Annotated in this window: 24 protein-coding genes and 1 tRNA gene; 5 read left to right on the plus strand and 20 right to left on the minus strand. The window is 28.7% G+C overall.

Features of this window, described 5'->3' with window-relative positions:
* The first annotated feature begins 24 nt into the window (after positions 1–24).
* Complete coding sequence (gene pyrF / locus MOV50_RS10085) at positions 25–708, plus strand: orotidine-5'-phosphate decarboxylase (protein ID WP_321779661.1); 684 nt, start codon at positions 25–27, stop codon at positions 706–708.
* Here the strand turns inward: pyrF and MOV50_RS10090 are convergent.
* Positions 705–1292: a transglutaminase-like cysteine peptidase gene (locus tag MOV50_RS10090; RefSeq protein ID WP_321777784.1), complete on the minus strand. Its 588-nt coding sequence runs from the start codon at positions 1290–1292 to the stop codon at positions 705–707. The genes pyrF and MOV50_RS10090 overlap by 4 nt on opposite strands.
* A 135-nt stretch (positions 1293–1427) precedes the next feature.
* Between MOV50_RS10090 and MOV50_RS10095 the strand changes: the two genes are divergently transcribed.
* Positions 1428–1518, plus strand: a tRNA-Ser gene (locus MOV50_RS10095).
* A 65-nt stretch (positions 1519–1583) separates the two neighbouring features.
* On the opposite strand, the gene MOV50_RS10100 is transcribed toward MOV50_RS10095, so the two are convergent.
* From MOV50_RS10100 to MOV50_RS10190, 19 genes are all read right to left on the minus strand, one after another.
* A complete protein-coding gene (locus tag MOV50_RS10100) occupies positions 1584–2462 on the minus strand; it encodes a site-specific integrase (protein WP_321777785.1) in 879 nt (292 codons plus the stop codon).
* 46 nt (positions 2463–2508) lie between these two features.
* Complete coding sequence (locus MOV50_RS10105; RefSeq protein WP_321777786.1) at positions 2509–2733, minus strand: hypothetical protein; 225 nt, start codon at positions 2731–2733, stop codon at positions 2509–2511.
* Positions 2730–2984: a hypothetical protein gene (locus MOV50_RS10110; RefSeq protein ID WP_321777787.1), complete on the minus strand. Its 255-nt coding sequence runs from the start codon at positions 2982–2984 to the stop codon at positions 2730–2732. Before MOV50_RS10110 ends, MOV50_RS10105 begins: the two co-directional genes overlap by 4 nt.
* Before the next feature lies 1 nt (position 2985).
* On the minus strand, positions 2986–4377 hold the full coding sequence (locus MOV50_RS10115) for a hypothetical protein (RefSeq protein WP_321777788.1): 1392 nt from the start codon (positions 4375–4377) through the stop codon (positions 2986–2988).
* Between the two features lie 73 nt (positions 4378–4450).
* Positions 4451–5641: a zonular occludens toxin domain-containing protein gene (locus MOV50_RS10120; protein WP_321777789.1), complete on the minus strand. Its 1191-nt coding sequence runs from the start codon at positions 5639–5641 to the stop codon at positions 4451–4453.
* Positions 5634–6977 carry a secretin N-terminal domain-containing protein gene (locus tag MOV50_RS10125; protein ID WP_321777790.1) on the minus strand — a complete coding sequence of 448 codons (1344 nt, stop codon included), beginning with the start codon at positions 6975–6977 and terminating at the stop codon, positions 5634–5636. The genes MOV50_RS10120 and MOV50_RS10125 overlap by 8 nt, the downstream gene beginning before the upstream one ends.
* A 90-nt stretch (positions 6978–7067) precedes the next feature.
* Positions 7068–8273, minus strand: coding sequence for an IS3 family transposase (locus MOV50_RS10130; RefSeq protein WP_321777146.1), 1206 nt, complete (start codon positions 8271–8273; stop codon positions 7068–7070).
* A gap of 58 nt (positions 8274–8331) precedes the next feature.
* Positions 8332–8781, minus strand: a complete 450-nt coding sequence (locus tag MOV50_RS10135) for a hypothetical protein (protein WP_321777791.1) — start codon at positions 8779–8781, stop codon at positions 8332–8334.
* A gap of 20 nt (positions 8782–8801) precedes the next feature.
* On the minus strand, positions 8802–9086 hold the full coding sequence (locus MOV50_RS10140) for a hypothetical protein (RefSeq protein WP_321777792.1): 285 nt from the start codon (positions 9084–9086) through the stop codon (positions 8802–8804).
* A 2-nt stretch (positions 9087–9088) separates the two neighbouring features.
* A complete protein-coding gene (locus tag MOV50_RS10145) occupies positions 9089–10738 on the minus strand; it encodes a hypothetical protein (RefSeq protein WP_321777793.1) in 1650 nt (549 codons plus the stop codon).
* A 114-nt stretch (positions 10739–10852) separates the two neighbouring features.
* On the minus strand, positions 10853–10984 hold the full coding sequence (locus MOV50_RS10150; protein WP_321777794.1) for a hypothetical protein: 132 nt from the start codon (positions 10982–10984) through the stop codon (positions 10853–10855).
* Complete coding sequence (locus MOV50_RS10155; protein ID WP_321777795.1) at positions 10984–11178, minus strand: hypothetical protein; 195 nt, start codon at positions 11176–11178, stop codon at positions 10984–10986. Before MOV50_RS10155 ends, MOV50_RS10150 begins: the two co-directional genes overlap by 1 nt.
* Before the next feature lie 3 nt (positions 11179–11181).
* Positions 11182–11370, minus strand: a complete 189-nt coding sequence (locus MOV50_RS10160; RefSeq protein WP_321777796.1) for a hypothetical protein — start codon at positions 11368–11370, stop codon at positions 11182–11184.
* On the minus strand, positions 11351–11590 hold the full coding sequence (locus MOV50_RS10165) for a hypothetical protein (RefSeq protein WP_321777797.1): 240 nt from the start codon (positions 11588–11590) through the stop codon (positions 11351–11353). The genes MOV50_RS10160 and MOV50_RS10165 overlap by 20 nt, the downstream gene beginning before the upstream one ends.
* 89 nt (positions 11591–11679) lie before the next feature.
* On the minus strand, positions 11680–12315 hold the full coding sequence (locus tag MOV50_RS10170; RefSeq protein ID WP_321777798.1) for a hypothetical protein: 636 nt from the start codon (positions 12313–12315) through the stop codon (positions 11680–11682).
* The gene (locus tag MOV50_RS10175; RefSeq protein WP_321777799.1) at positions 12312–12542 is read right to left on the minus strand and encodes a hypothetical protein; all 231 of its coding nucleotides are present in this window, start codon (positions 12540–12542) and stop codon (positions 12312–12314) included. Before MOV50_RS10175 ends, MOV50_RS10170 begins: the two co-directional genes overlap by 4 nt.
* A gap of 3 nt (positions 12543–12545) precedes the next feature.
* Positions 12546–12890, minus strand: coding sequence for a hypothetical protein (locus MOV50_RS10180; protein ID WP_321777800.1), 345 nt, complete (start codon positions 12888–12890; stop codon positions 12546–12548).
* Positions 12891–13235: 345 nt separating this feature from the next.
* Entirely contained in the window at positions 13236–13367 is a 132-nt protein-coding gene (locus MOV50_RS10185; protein WP_321777801.1) for a hypothetical protein, read from the minus strand.
* On the minus strand, positions 13364–13603 hold the full coding sequence (locus MOV50_RS10190) for a hypothetical protein (RefSeq protein ID WP_321777802.1): 240 nt from the start codon (positions 13601–13603) through the stop codon (positions 13364–13366). Before MOV50_RS10190 ends, MOV50_RS10185 begins: the two co-directional genes overlap by 4 nt.
* Positions 13604–13723: 120 nt before the next feature.
* Between MOV50_RS10190 and MOV50_RS10195 the strand changes: the two genes are divergently transcribed.
* From MOV50_RS10195 to MOV50_RS10205, 3 genes are read left to right on the plus strand one after another with little or no spacing between them, the layout of a single operon-like run.
* Complete coding sequence (locus MOV50_RS10195; protein ID WP_321777803.1) at positions 13724–13984, plus strand: hypothetical protein; 261 nt, start codon at positions 13724–13726, stop codon at positions 13982–13984.
* 1 nt (position 13985) lies between these two features.
* Complete coding sequence (locus MOV50_RS10200) at positions 13986–14567, plus strand: restriction endonuclease (RefSeq protein WP_321777804.1); 582 nt, start codon at positions 13986–13988, stop codon at positions 14565–14567.
* A 21-nt stretch (positions 14568–14588) separates the two neighbouring features.
* Positions 14589–15329: a TonB family protein gene (locus MOV50_RS10205; RefSeq protein WP_321777805.1), complete on the plus strand. Its 741-nt coding sequence runs from the start codon at positions 14589–14591 to the stop codon at positions 15327–15329.
* Positions 15330–15536 lie beyond the last annotated feature (207 nt).

Below are 15536 nucleotides of genomic sequence, written 5' to 3' on the forward strand. Positions count from 1 at the left end.
ATCACTTTAATATAAAGAGATATGATGGAATTATGCGTTGCCCTCGATTTACCCACAAAACAAGAAAACCTAGATTTAATCCACAAAATAAAAGAGTATGATGTTTGGCTAAAAGTCGGACTAAGAACTTTCATAAGAGATGGAGAAGATTTCCTGCTTGAAATAAAACAAATAAATCCTGATTTTAAAATATTTTTAGATTTAAAACTATATGATATTCCAAATACTATGGCAGATGCTGCCCAATCGATAATGGGGCTTGGTGTTGATATGTTTAATGTACATGCAAGTGCAGGAAAACGAGCAATGAGTGAAGTTATGAAAAGATTGGACGCTTATGCATCTAGACCAATAGTTTTAGCTGTCACAGCTCTTACATCGTTTAGTGAAGATGAATTTGTTAGAGTTTATGAAAAGGGTATAAATGAAAAAGCTGACCAATTTGGGATAGATGCACATGAAAGTGGCTTAGATGGAGTAGTTTGTAGTGCTTTTGAGAGTGCTTCTATAAAAGATGTAACTGCAAGTAGTTTTATGACCTTAACTCCAGGAATTCGTCCTTTTGGAGAAGATGCTGGTGATCAGAAAAGAGTAGCAAATATAGAGTTTGCAAAAGATGCTCAAGTAGATTTCATAGTTGTTGGTCGCCCGATTTATCAAGCTGAAAATCCTGCAGAAGTAGTAGAGAAGATTTTAAAAAAACTTTAGCGTTCTTTTTTTACTTTTTTCATAAGTTCTTGAAATTTTATAGAGTTGTTTTGAACTTTAAAAAGTTTGTTGTTTTTGTTTATTTTGTAGATGCCAGTTGAGTTTATGAATATATCTGCCTTTAAATCTTTTCTGATATTTAAAGGTAAAATTCTAAAGCTTAGGTTGTCTAAAACAAGTGGTGACTTTCCATCTGCTTCAAAATAACTCAAAACCATGTGATATCCTCCAATATATTTTTCATAAACTGTTGTAAAGTAGAGCTTGTCTTTATCAAATCCAAGCTTTAAAAGGGTGAAATATTTTATGATGACATAATCTTCACAGTCCCCATAGCCTGTTATAAGAAATTCTTTAGGAGATGCCCAGTAATCCTCTTGTTTTTGTATAACATCATCATACTGAGGAAGAAGTTGATTTAGATAAAAATTTACTTTTAAAAGTTGTTTATTCTTTTGTAGATGCTTGTATGAGTTTATGTTTTTTTGATAGTCTTGTACTCTATTTTTTGCGATATTTCCAGAAACTTTTTTTATAGATGACAGCTCTTTTTTACTAAAGCTTGGATAAGTATTTGAGAACAATAAAGTGGTTAAAAAAAGGCAAATAAAGAGTTTAATGGCTGAATCCTTTATGAAGTTAAAATATTATAATACAAACTTCTTTTATTTAAGCTAATTATTATGAATATATGAATATAATTTCAGCCTTCAAACAATGGACAAGTGGGTGAGCTGGCTGAAACCACATCTCTGCTAAGGATGCGTAGGAGTAATCCTACCGAGAGTTCGAATCTCTCCTTGTCCACCATAAAGCCCTATATTTAGGGGTTTGAAGAACCTTTTTGAAAATCACTTTTTTTCTTAGCGTACCCCTCAAATGTAAATATTTATCGACCTATCAAAATTTTCGTTAAACGAATCTATATAATTTACATACACATCAAAGACCATTTGAGCGTTTGCATGACCTAATAATTGAGCAAGTTGCAAAGGTGTAACTAAATTGTTATAAAGCATATTTGTAGCATAAGTATGTCTAGCGTTGTAAGGTCGTCTATACTCTAAATTTAACTCTTTAAGTGCTTTCTTCCAAAAGTTTTCAGCGAACACATGATTATCTTTATAAGGTTTCTTATATTGAGTAATAAATAGATACTCACTATCATGTTTTTTGTATAGTTCTGTGATGTATGGCTCCAAGAGTTTTATAATAGGAATATCTCTTATACTATATTTTGTTTTAGGTGTACTTTCTCCATAGCGTGAGCGTGTACGCTGTACAGTTATAATTTGCTTTTTAAAATCTATATCACTCTTCTTGAGTGCAATTATTTCGCCCGAACGCATACCCGTATAAAATGCAATAGCTAGATAATAACGATAGTTGTCGTTTTTAGATAAGGACATGATTTGTTTTACTTCATCAGCTGTAAAAGGTTTTATCTTTGGAGTGTCAAATTTAGGAAGCCTTACAAGTCTAACGGGATTACGAGTAATAACTTCATCATAAAGAGCTTCTTGTAAGATACCAGATAAGATACTAAGATATATTCGTTTAGATTTACCACCTACATCATTAATATCATAAAGCCATTTTTTAATATCACTAGGTTTAATATCTGATATATCTAAATTACCAAAAGTAGGATTTAGTCTATCTCTTACTATATTAGTATATTTGTCTAAAGTAGAGAATTTTAATTCATGCTTTTTAAACTCTAAATATAGTTTTGAGTAGTGAAAAAATTTCATTTTTATCCTTGAGATGTTGTCCGTTCAGGAGTGACAATAACTAGAGTTATTTTCCTATAATATGTTGTATTTTTATAAATTTTAATTTTTTTAATTCTTGTCTAATATTTTCAGCAATTTCGATTTCTTTATTATCACAACAATATTGAAAATGATATTTGTCTTTACAAGCCCAAGAACTTTTTAGAACAGACTTCATATAGTACTCATATCGTTTTCTTTTGCATATAATGCAAGTATGTCTTTTATAGAATAATTTTTCATCTATCATGTTAAAATACCTCTCATCATTTTTTTGTATGCTTTTTTTGCATGTCTGTACTTTATAAAATTTCTTTCATAAATATATTTATTGTTGTGTAAATCAAGCATATCAACGCTATATATTATTTCACTTTTTACTTTCATATATTTTTTTTTGTTTATTACTAAAGAAATATGAAGTACTTCTAAACAAGTCTCATATTGACCATTACACTCATGTATATCCATATATGCTAAAAACTCTTTATTAATACTCATCTTAAAACACCTCAAAAGCTTCATACATGCTAAATGGTTTCAGCAACTCACCCACTATTAAGCCTCGTTCTACCATTAAGTTATATGTAACACCATAATGAGCGGGATTGACACTTTGCATGTCGATATTTTCGTAGTATTGTATAATCTGATAGTCTTTCATCTGGTAAGGTTGTATCTTTGGTTTAATAAGCACATCATTAAGAGATAACGGAGTTTTATTGTTTTTAATGAGTATTTCGTTTTCTTGGTTATGCTCTTTTAGAGTATGCTGGTGAATTATGTAATCTTCATCATCTATTTTTATCTGTATAGGTTTAACAGATTTGTTTTGCTCTTGATAAATAGGCTCAAATTCAGCCTCTAAGTAAGTGTGGTCAGTATCTATTAATTTATCATACCAATTTACGGGTTTAGGAACATAAATAGTACCGTACTCATTTTCGATAAGGACAATTTTTTTAGTAGTTGTATCGGTGTAGATTGATAAGCTTTCATCCCGATAGCCCTTTGTTAAATCTGTAAGCGTGTACATGCCGTTAAGCTTCCTATACACCTCTAAAGATACAAAGGTACGAGAAGTATAAAAACGGCTTATTCCATGAAACAAATACCATAATGTAAGGTTTGTTATTTTTTCAGAATCATCTCTTAAATCATCAAGAGTTTTTAGAACATATTTCATAAGATAAGAAACAGGGCTTTTTACATTTGTTTCAATATCGCCAAGAGGGGAAGGAAACAATCTTTTTAGTGAATTTACAATGCTTTCGACTTTATCTTGTGGGATATATAAACTCATATGTAAATGAGGTGTACCGTCCTTGTGTGGCTCAGTAACACGAAAGTAACATCTATCATCTTTTTCTATGTTCCTATAACTTCTTTCATTGAAAAGTTTTTTAAGCATTTTAGATAATTCTTTAGAAGCATTGTGAGGGGAATATTTATCTACTGTATCAGTATAATCTAATATAGGCTCAATGAAGGGAATATTTTGCTTTACATGAGCATTTAAGAAATGATATTTGTTTTTTTGTTTAGTGTGAACTTTGATAATTTTACGACCACCAAACTTTGTATTAAAAACTAATTTTGCGTTCTTTTTGCCATAATTGATAGTTTTCATAGAATGCCATACAGAGGGAAGAGTAAGAGAGAAAAATATATTTTTTAGATTTTTTTCTTTTGCATAGTCGTAGATAGACCATGCTCTGTGTTGTAACTCAGCTATATATCTATCAGCATTTGTATAGCTATTGCATACAAAATCAGCAAAAGGAACTATTTTATTGTCTAATTGTATGCCATTACTAAGCATATACTCTTTGTTAAACTCTAATTTTTTTAAAGCTTTATTTTTTTGATAAGAACTTAATCCGTAATTTTCCATTTGTGTCACTCCTTAAATTTTTGTACGATAACTTTTTATAGATAGCCAAGGAGAATTGCTAAGCAATTCTCTATCACTCGCTTTTGCTCGTCCTCGCTAAGGCGCTCGTCCTTGCGTTCTCTTCGTTCATATTCATATTAAATGGATTGATATTAAACTCTTTTCTTTTATTTTTTTCTATTTCTTTTGCAATAAAAAACTGTTTTAGCTCTTTTGTTTTAAGCTCTTTAGGTATGAAATAATAATAATCAGTTAGCTTTGATAATGTAGATTTACTTAAACCTTTTGAATAAGGAGTAAGTATATAAACCTCATTTATAATCTCACTAAATTCTAATTCTAAAGAGTGCTTAATAACTATAAATTTAAAATAGTTTAAAGATATCTCGTTACCATCATATTTAGAATCAGTATTCCAACAATAACGCTTATTGCAACGAACAGACAATAAATAATCATCAGACTTTGGAGGTGGATAATCAACATCTTCATAGGTTGATGTAACACTATTGGATTGGTTTTCTACTGTATCAGGAGTATCAGGAGTAAGTCTATAAAGTAAAAATTTAAAAAAAGAAGCAGATATAAAAAGAGCTAATAAAATATATACAATAAATCTAATTAACATTTTTTTAGGTTTATCAACTTCTCCACTTTTATATAAATCAAATATTTTTTTGTCAGAAGTAATAGTATTAGAAGAAAATTTATTATCTTTCACAAAGTAAGGCTCACTATAGTGTATATACCTAAGTTTATTACTGGCTAATTGTTTACTTTGAGGTTGAGCCTCATAATATATTTCAGCATGTACAAGGTACTCAGCATTTATCTGTTTAGGACTTTGAGCAATAATTATAATTCTCATTTTAAAATGACCATGATATGCTAACCACCACGAAATAACATCATCGTATCTCTTCATAAATAAAGAAGCTTCATCAAGAATTATTAGAGCGTCATTTATTTTATGACTATATGCATATCTATTTAATTCTTCATCACTCTTGTCGTCAAGTGCCATCTCATATAACTTAGACAGATGAATATATAAATCCTTCCAAACTAATTTATAAGCTACTGATTTAGAACCTCTATCTCTAAAGAGTTGATTTACTTCTTTAAATTTAAAACCACCTATATTAGTAATAATGTTAGTAAACTTTGGAGAAATATTTTCATCTTTTAAATAATCGGTATATAGAATGTCAACAGCTCTATAAGTTTTACCAGTTCTAGGTTTACCAAAAAAATAATCAATCATCTTTAAAACCTTGATTTTCAAACTTATTAAAAGCTTTTAAATTATACTCATCTTGTAGTTTTGATAATGTTCCTAAATCCTTTTGAAGTTGAGATAATTTCTCACTATTATCAATAATATATGGAGTCAAAATAATCACTAAATTATCTTGCTCATTTGTTGTTGATGTACTTCTGAATAATGCACCAAGAAAAGGAATATCTCCTAATAATGGAACTTGTGACTTAGAATCCAAAGTGTAACTTCTTACTAAACCACCAATAATTATATTTTCGCCATGTCTTAATATTGTTTGTGTTTTCACTTCTTGTTTAGAGGTTACTGGTTGACCAGTTTCGTTATTACTACCATCATCAATTATATTTTCTAAAACTATTGATACTTCTAAGGTGACTTTGTCAGATGAAGAAACACGAGGAATTATTTTTAAAGTAAGTCCTATATCAGTTCTGACATAGGAATTTGTGACACCATTGTCAGAAGCAGAAACAGAGCCACTTTGTAAAGAAATAGTTTTACCAACATATATAGATGATTCTTTATTATTAACACAAAGAATAGAAGGATTAGAGATTGATTTACTTGCACCATTTGTTTGAAGAAAATCAATAGATGCACCAAGAGCCAAACCATCACCAACGAGTGAAGATGATAAGTTTTTACCTATCAAACCTTGAATAGGAACAATACCACTAAAGTTAGAACTAAAAGAAAGCAATCCACCACTAGATAGAAGCCTAGCACCATCAAAATTATATTTAATACCTAAATCTTCTGAATTTTTTTTATTTATATCTATTATACGAGCTTCTACATATACTTGATACTTTTCCTTGTCTAGCTCTTTTATAAGCGGTTCAAGAGCCTTTATAATGTGAGGAACACCTACAACTATAATAGAATTGATATCATCACTTTTAGAAATATTTGGTTTTAAAGATTCATCACTAAATTTTTGATTATTTATAATATTAATAAGAGCTTTAAAAACTTCATCAGCTTTAGCATTTTTAAGATTAAAAACTTTTAATGTTTGGTTATTCGTAGATGCTACATCAAACTTTTTTATTAAATTTTCTATTACTAAAATATTAGATTTTTTACCAATAACAATGATAGAGTTTAAATCCTCATGAAGTAAAATTTTAACCTTGTCAGATTTTAAAGAAATGTTAAAAAGAAATTTAGAACTTTCGTTAAGATATGTCAAAAGTTCTTTAGCTCTTATATGTTTGACTTCATACATAACAACTATATTATTTAACTTTACATCTATTTTCTTAATTATCTTTTTTATCACTTTTATATTCTTTGGATAATCACTAATAAATATCATATTAGAGCTTTTTATAGTTATGAAAGTGGAGTGCATTATAATGGTTCCCTTTTTCAAGACCAGTAAAACAAGTTTTCTTATTTTACCTCTTTACGATACCAGTGGTAACAGTTTTGCTCCTTTAGGATCTAAATTATTGACAGCTTTATAATAAACTTCATTTGGAGTTTTATATCCAATCGCCGAATGTAATCTTTTTTTGTTGTAAGAGTTCATATATATTTTTATTGCTCGATTGAGAGATTTTATATTCTTATATTCATTCAGATAAATTTCTTCATACTTAATACTTCGCCAGAATCTTTCGATGCAAATATTATCAGTAGCTCTACCTTTTCCATCCATTGAAATTTTAATGTTGTGTTTTTTGAGAATATCAACATGAACTTTTGAAGTATATTGACTTCCCTGGTCTGTGTTAAATATCTCTGGTTTAGGATAAAATGCGAGTGCTTCATTTAACACACTTTTAACTAAGGAAATATCCATTGTGTTAGAAAGTTTCCATGAGAGTATTTTTTTACTATGCCAATCTATTATTGCGGCTAAATATACAAAGCCTTTTTCCAGTTTGATATAAGTAATATCTGTACTCCAGACTTGATTAGTTTTTTCAATTACAACACGTCCAGCATAATCTCTAAAATCTTTTAGGAGATATGGATACTTATAATGTTCTTTGTTTGCTGTAGTGGTCTTAGGCTTAGGATACAAGGCTTCTATACCCATATACTTCATAGCTTTCTTAACGAACTTTTTCCCTATGCTATACCCATCTCTTAAAAGTTGAGCATGAATTCTTCTACTTCCATATGATGGAAAGTCTGAATATATATTATTTATAGCATCTAATATTTTCAAGTCTTTACCTCTACTAAACGGTTTAGTTGGAGTATAGTACAAACTCGACTTACTTACCTGTAGCAATTGACACTGCTTATTCTGTGATAATTTATGCTTAGCATCAAGTAGAGTTTTTCTCTCTTTAGATGAGGCCAAGCTTTTTAGCTTTTCCACAAGAAAATCCTTCTCAACAATTGTCTCTCCAAGTTTTTTTGCAATTGCATCTTTTTCATATTTAAGAGTATCAATTTCATCTTTGTATTCTTTTACAACAGTACTTTTATCAAATGCTAATGACATATTCTCAAGAAACTGTTTTTTCCAATTTCTTAAACTTAGAGGTAGGACTTCATATCCACTAGCTATTTCATTAACAGTTTTTTCACCCTCTAAAACTTCCAGTACTACTTTTGCTTTAAAATTTGCACTATAACTTTTTCTTTTTGCACTCATATTTAATTCCTATATTCTCTATTTCAATTTTATCATTTTTGAAATAAGAAAACAAATTTTACTGGTTCAGTTTTAGGGGTTCATTATACATAGAAGTTAAGCTTTTGAGCTTAGAAGCAATGACATCAACATCGTTATTATTGATTTGAATAAGTTGTGACACTATAAAAGTATTATTTTTTAAACTACCTTTATAATTAGCTTCACTTTTAATAGCTTTTGAAATTTTAATAATTTCATAAAAAGAGCCATTTTTAATAAGAGTGTAACCTTTTGATTTTAAAACAGATGATAAAATATCTATAAGCTCATTATCATAGATTGAAGCGTTACTAACTAAATTTACTTGACCATTGATGATGTCAGTAACTAAAATATTTTTATTGACTAACTTTGAAACTATTTTTATAAACTCATTGATTTTTAAATTTGAAAAATTTACATTTACCAATGTTTTAGCATTTAAACTAAATACCAAAATTAAAACTACAAATAAATACCTAAACATGTGTCACTCCTATATTTAAATTAAGACCTTACAAAGGCTAAAACTTGTTTAACTCCAAATCCAGCAACTAAGATAGTTAAATAAATACTTATTCCATCGAGTACACCAAAATAAGCAGCCAAAGACATTAAACTATTACCTACAATATAAGGAGAAACTAAACCTTTTAAATGTGAAAAAGCTAATGTAAGTAACGCTGTAAATACTGTAAAAATCATCATCTTAGAAACAAATGGATGTTTCATTATAAAACCTGCTAAAGAAGCTAAGCCACTAAATCCCGCAAATAATAAAGGTAAAGCCATTTTTAAACACTCCTAAATGTATGTATAAAACCCATAAGAGCAAAGATAAACATAATCAAAGCTTTTATTTCAGTTAATGGAAAACCATTGAGCATACTAGGCTCAAAAACTATTATTTTATGACCCATAATATATGCACTATACTCAGGGATAGCACCACCAGACAAACCACTTAAACCAAAAATATTAGTATAAGTTGTAATATCAAATGCTGATGAAACATCGCCTTGAAAGCCACTAAATTTTGAAGAACCATCATCAGTAAAATCAACACCAGAAAAAGGATTATCTCCAAATAAACCAGCTTGTAAATTTTCGTTCATAGCCCTACTGTTTGAAGCTATGTTTTGAAGTTGTGAGTTATTATTTAATGCAATAGACTTAAGACCTTTTGTATCTAATGTACTTGCTTTTATAGATTTATTTATATTACTTAAAGTATTATTCATAAGCTTTTGTTGAATCAAAGAACTAGATAAGTTACTATTAACATTAGATAAATTTTTATTTATATCTTTTGAGGAAGCCAATAAATTAGTATTTGTTTCATTAATTCTTTCTAAACTTTTATTTGTTAAATCTGTTTTATCTTTTAAATCCTTTAAATGACTATTAGTAGTATTTGAAGCTTGAAGTAATGCTCTATTATCTTGTGAAGTTGTATTCAAATCTTGTTTATTCATCGTAGGGTCATCATCTTCAGAATCTGAATTTGGAGGTAAATCAACCTTTGGTTTTAAAAAACAATATGCGACACCAGGGCAAGATAATGAATTTGGAAAAACATATTTTTTATCAATATATTTTTTCATATCAACTTTTGCACTACATTCATCTTCACTAAGATTACTTATATAGACATAGCCCTTTGGCTTAACATCAGAAGAACTATAACTACATTTTGTTTTATCATCTTCTTTTAAGTAATGTACATAACAATATTTTCTTTCTGTACATTCAGGATTTAAATCACTATATTCGAAAGCACTATCATAGGTTGATATAGATAAATATAAACTACAAGTATTTGGAAATTTATAACCTTTAGGATGATAATCAAGAATATTAAATTTAGTTCCAAAGAAAACTCTAGTTGTTAAATCCATTCCTTGACAAAAACTAACAGGAGAATAATCAGGATGGTCAGGGTCAGCCGTATCAAGAATACCATCACCATCATCATCAAGGTCAGCCGTATCAAGGATACCATCATCATCATCGTCAGGGTCAGTAATGTCTGGGTCACCATCGCCATCAGTATCTGTAACACAAATACCATTATGCCTAGCAAAACCCTCAATACAATCACAAGAATTTGTAGTTGTATTTAAATCTTGATTATCTTCAGGTTTACACTCAGGAGGAGATGGAGCAACGGGAATTTGTTCACAAGTACCATTTTTAAATTCATAACCTGTTTGAAGAGGGTCATTACATATTATGTTACATTGCCATTCTTGTAAAATTGTTTCAGAGAAAGATACGCCATCAGTACAATAGTCCAAAGAATTAGTTGCAGTTCTAATTGAAGAACCTATATATCCACCAACAATAGTTCCGAAGTGGTCACGACATTGCTGAAATGCTTCTGATGTTCTAATAATTGGATAATTTTGCGAAACAGAATAAAGACAAAGCTGAGTTTTAGTCAAAGGGTAAACATATGTATCTGTTGTAGAAAAAGTTAGAAAATTTAATGAATATAGTGATGTGAAACTAAATATTAAACTATATAGTATAAGAGTAATTAAACGCATATTAACACCTTAAACTCGACCACGAAAAAGAGCCGTTACAGAAAAAGCAATAAACATTAAAAGATTTATAGATGCTGTAATAGAAAAAAAGAAATCAAAAGCAGGGTCACCAATAATTGTAAAATCTAAAAAACTAGGCATTATCTTGACTTCCAAAGAAAAAGACCAAACATAGAACCACATAAGACACCACTCATAGCCATAGCATAAACATAGTCTTTTTTTCTCATACCTAAGTCACGAGCACGAGCGTTAACTTTTGACATATTTACATAAGCATATATATTTGTACTAAATATAAATGACAATAAAAATATATAAAAAAACTTTTTCATAATCTATCCTAAAAACTTTAATACTCTTTTCGAACCCATAATAAAGGCTAAAAAAGCAACTAATGAAGTAACTATAAGAGCCATCTGCTCATTAGCATTTGAGGGGTCTATATCACTTGCAACAAGTACAGCAGACTGTACATCACTAACAATCAATAAAAAAATAAAAATATTAATGATGTACTTTTTCACTATTGATTACCCGAAAAAAACCAAGTAGTTTACGACCACCCCAAACGACAGCACCAATACCAATCATTGCGATTAAAACTAAACCTATATCAGCTTGTGTAGTACCAAAATCAATATCAGTTGCAGTTAATGCAAAAGATTGTGTACTTAAGAGAGCAGAACCAACAACAGCAGTTGCAACTTTATTTTGAGCCATATGTTTTTTAATTGAATTAAACATAAAAAATCCTTGTTTTAAATTTTGCAAGAGTTCGTTACAACTCTGCTCTAAAGGGTGTAACGCCCATTTAAAGCAAAATTGAAAACTTTTTAGCCTACTTTTCCTAACTTATAATTTCTATTTTGCATACGAACTTCTCCAGACTCGTTTTTAGTTAAAGGAGAATTCAACATATATCTATCATTTATTTTTTGATTAATATTCCAATATTTTAATTCCCTTTTATCTTGTAATGAACTAGTAAAGTCAGTATCTCTATACTTTTTACTCATAAATTCTCTTCTTGTTGTTCTTTTAGAATTAGAAGAACTAGAAGAAGTTTTAGTTTTTGGTATTCTTTGAGCTATTGAAGTTTTGTACTCAAGTCTTTTCTTAACATGAATAACTCTTCCATTTTCTGCTCTTTGTTTTTTCTCTGTTTTTGCTTTTAATTTTTGAGATTCAACATATTTTTTGAGTGCTTTTTTCTCTTCAGACTTTATCTGTTTTACTTGTTTTTTGTCTGATTCAGCTTTACGATAAGTTGCCTTATGTTGACTTATTTTAGACTGTCTATCTTCTCTTCTTATCTGTTTTTTAGCTTCTATTTTTAAATTCAAAGTCTCTAAACCTAGGAAGTTTAAAAGTTGTTTAGATGCCCAAATCAATGATAAAACAGAAACCATTGCACCAATTATAAGAAGTAAATTATCCATAAGAGGGGCAAAAATTGCATTTAAAATCATAGTAATCTATCCTTTATTAATTTTATTTGAGTTTCTAACGCACTATCGTTTGTTGTCCCTATCGCTTTGCTATGACGGGATTTTGAAAGGTTATTACCTCTTTTTGTTCTTAGTATGTCTAGGAGTGCCTCAATTTTCTTTCTTGTTTTTTCATCTTTACACTTTTTAAAATCTGATGAATGTATCGCAATAGAATAATTTAGGTTTCTTAGACTACTAATTGACATTGTTTATTTCTTGTCTTTTGACTCAACTCTCTTAAACTTTGAATAGTCAAGAGGATTTTTATCTAAAGTTAGAACAGCCATTGAACGGTCGGCGTAAAACTTTTGCCCCCATTGGTCGATACTTGAATGGTAGGCGAGAGCAATAAATTTACCGATAGAGCCTTTTAGTTCTTCATAGTATTCTTCATCTGTATTTACAGTTTCTACCGACACTTTGCGAAAACCTTCTTCATCTATACCGTCAAACATAACTGTTAAATCTGTACTATATGAAACTTTATCAGTCTTCTTGTTTGTGTACTCTGAAGGTTTAACTTCTAGTAGTTGTCCTATTAAATGTGTTGTCATGATGTCACTCCTTAGTGAAATTTTAAATTTACTTAATCACTATCAATAATTAAGTTTAGGAAACGCACCACTAGGAGAAAATGCACTTCATAAAGATAATTTGTGTCACTCTATTTTTTTTGACCCTCTCAGGAGTGACCGAGAGAGGAAAGACTAGCTTTGTTACTTTAATGGAGTTCTAGCTTAATGCTCCAACTGTACAGACCCGACTTATATCAAACTTGACATGCCATTATGTGACTGCGGTTTGTAGTGCACTCATGCCAATAAAAACACCTATCGAAATAATAAAAATCCAATAAATTAAATCAGCAAGTTTATAAAGAAATATCACTAATAATATTCTCATTTTTTTGTCACTTCCTTATTATTTATGTGTTTTTTATTATGAACAATATTTGTCTGTTTGTTAAAACATTTAATATCTGCAACTGAATCATCAAATAAAACTGATTTTTGAATATTGTTGTTTTTCATTTTATAATCCTCTTAAATAGATTTGTTAAAACTGCTTTAACTGATATATATGAATGTTTAATGTTGTTTTTGATAATATTCATAAGAGTTATTGCAGTTTTGCGATAAGTAGGAGTGACTAGATTTATAGTAGATGTATGTATATACTCTATTACTTCATTAGAGTATGTAATCAATTTGTCGAAGAACTCTTGGAACAGAGTCGGTCTTTGAATTTTTGAGAAATTTACTTGCATTTTGTTACTCCTATAATTATTAAAGCCTAAGGTTAAAAAAGCTTTAATTATTTTAACTGTAACCATTATACTATAATAGATATAGTATGTCAAGATAAAACACTAATTATTGGAGTAAATTTGAAAGAAATTAAAACTATTAAAGCTTTAGCGGAATATATTGGTAAATCAGAAGCAACTGTACATAATTGGAAGAAAACAAATCCTGAACTACATGAAATTATTATGGGATTTTTAGAAAATGATAAAAAATGTCCAGACTTTGAAAGTTCAGAATATATGGTTAATGAAATCACTAATGACTTAAAAAAATTACCACTAGGACAAATTAAAATATTATATTACACAATAAAAACTAAACTTGCAGAATTAGGACATTAAAATGAATCTAGATATGACAAGCATATTATTAGGCGTATTGTCAAACATACCATGGTGGGCTTATCCTCTTTTAATATTAGGAATTTATATAAAAATAAAAATGGGTAATATGGATTTAGAACAGAAAATAAGAAAAGAACAAAAAATATATGACAAAATAAATGAAGAAAAATATTCTTTTAAAGAAAATAAACTAACAAATGAACAAAAAAAAGAAAAAGGAAATAAATACGAAACATATATATGTAAACACTTTGAAAAAGAAGGTTATTTAACAGTACCACATGGAAAAAATCATGGTAAAAAAGATGATGGTATAGATATTATTCTCAAAAGAGATAAAAAAATATTATTTATACAATGTAAAGATTGGAATATAAAAAATAAACATAGAATTGATAGTAAAGAAATACAATATACAAGAATGAATGTAAGGGACTATATAGAAAAAAATAAAATATTTGAAATGTATGATTGGAAAATATTATATGTTACATCAGATGATATCTTAGATGATAGTGGAGAATATAAGATTAGAGAATATTCTAGTGAGATAGAGCATAGGGTTATACCTATAATATAATAAATAAGAAGAGAGAAATAAATGAAAATAAAGTTAACGATAATATTTTTACTATTAACATCAATCTTAAATGCAAGTGTTATAGCTACACAAAATATGAAAGCACTTTATAAAGATGTAGAACTAACAGAAGTTCAAGAAGATTATATACTGGATAATCAAGATAATAATATTGATATTATTCAAAAAATACTAATGATAGAAATTAGAAAAAAGAATATTAAATATTTAAATGAAAAAAATGTAGTTAGTTTTACACTTACACCAGCTGGAGAGATAACTAAGATTAAATTTTTAAAAACTAGTAATGATAGAAAACTAGACTCAATAACAAAAAAAGCTATAAAGAAAGCTTCTAAAGTATTTGTAAAACCAAAAGAACCGACACAGATAAGATTTATAATATCTTATAGAGTAGGGGAAAGTAAAAGAAATAATTATAATAATCAATCAAGACAAGATGTGTCAACAAACATTAAAAAACCATACTATATGACAATAGAAAGAGGTACTACAAAATTCAATTATCAAAGTGAAGAATATACAAGAGTATTTGAAACGACTAAAGATGGATTTATAAATATGACACAAGAACCACACGGTTGCATAAAAAGAGTAACGATTTTAAAAGACAATGGAGAAAAGATAGCAGAAGCTACTGGAGGTATATTTAATAGTATTAATAAAGAAGCAGAAAAAGGAAAATATAAAATATTAATACAAACTAAAAAAGATTGTAAAATAAATTTAGATTATCAATAATATTTTGTAGATAAATGAAAATATGCTACAATTACACAAGTGGAAGAGAGCGTAAGCTCCCTATTTTAATATAACGGTTCGGCTAAAACCATTAAAACCACAAGTATAAGAAATAACTTCACATCGTGTCTCCTTTCTTTGGAGATACCCTCTAAATCCAAATATCCCTTTAACACCCATAAGCCAAAAGAAGAGACAATGCTTGTA

Source organism: Sulfurimonas sp. (genome assembly GCF_029027585.1).
In the GTDB taxonomy this organism is placed as follows: domain Bacteria; phylum Campylobacterota; class Campylobacteria; order Campylobacterales; family Sulfurimonadaceae; genus Sulfurimonas.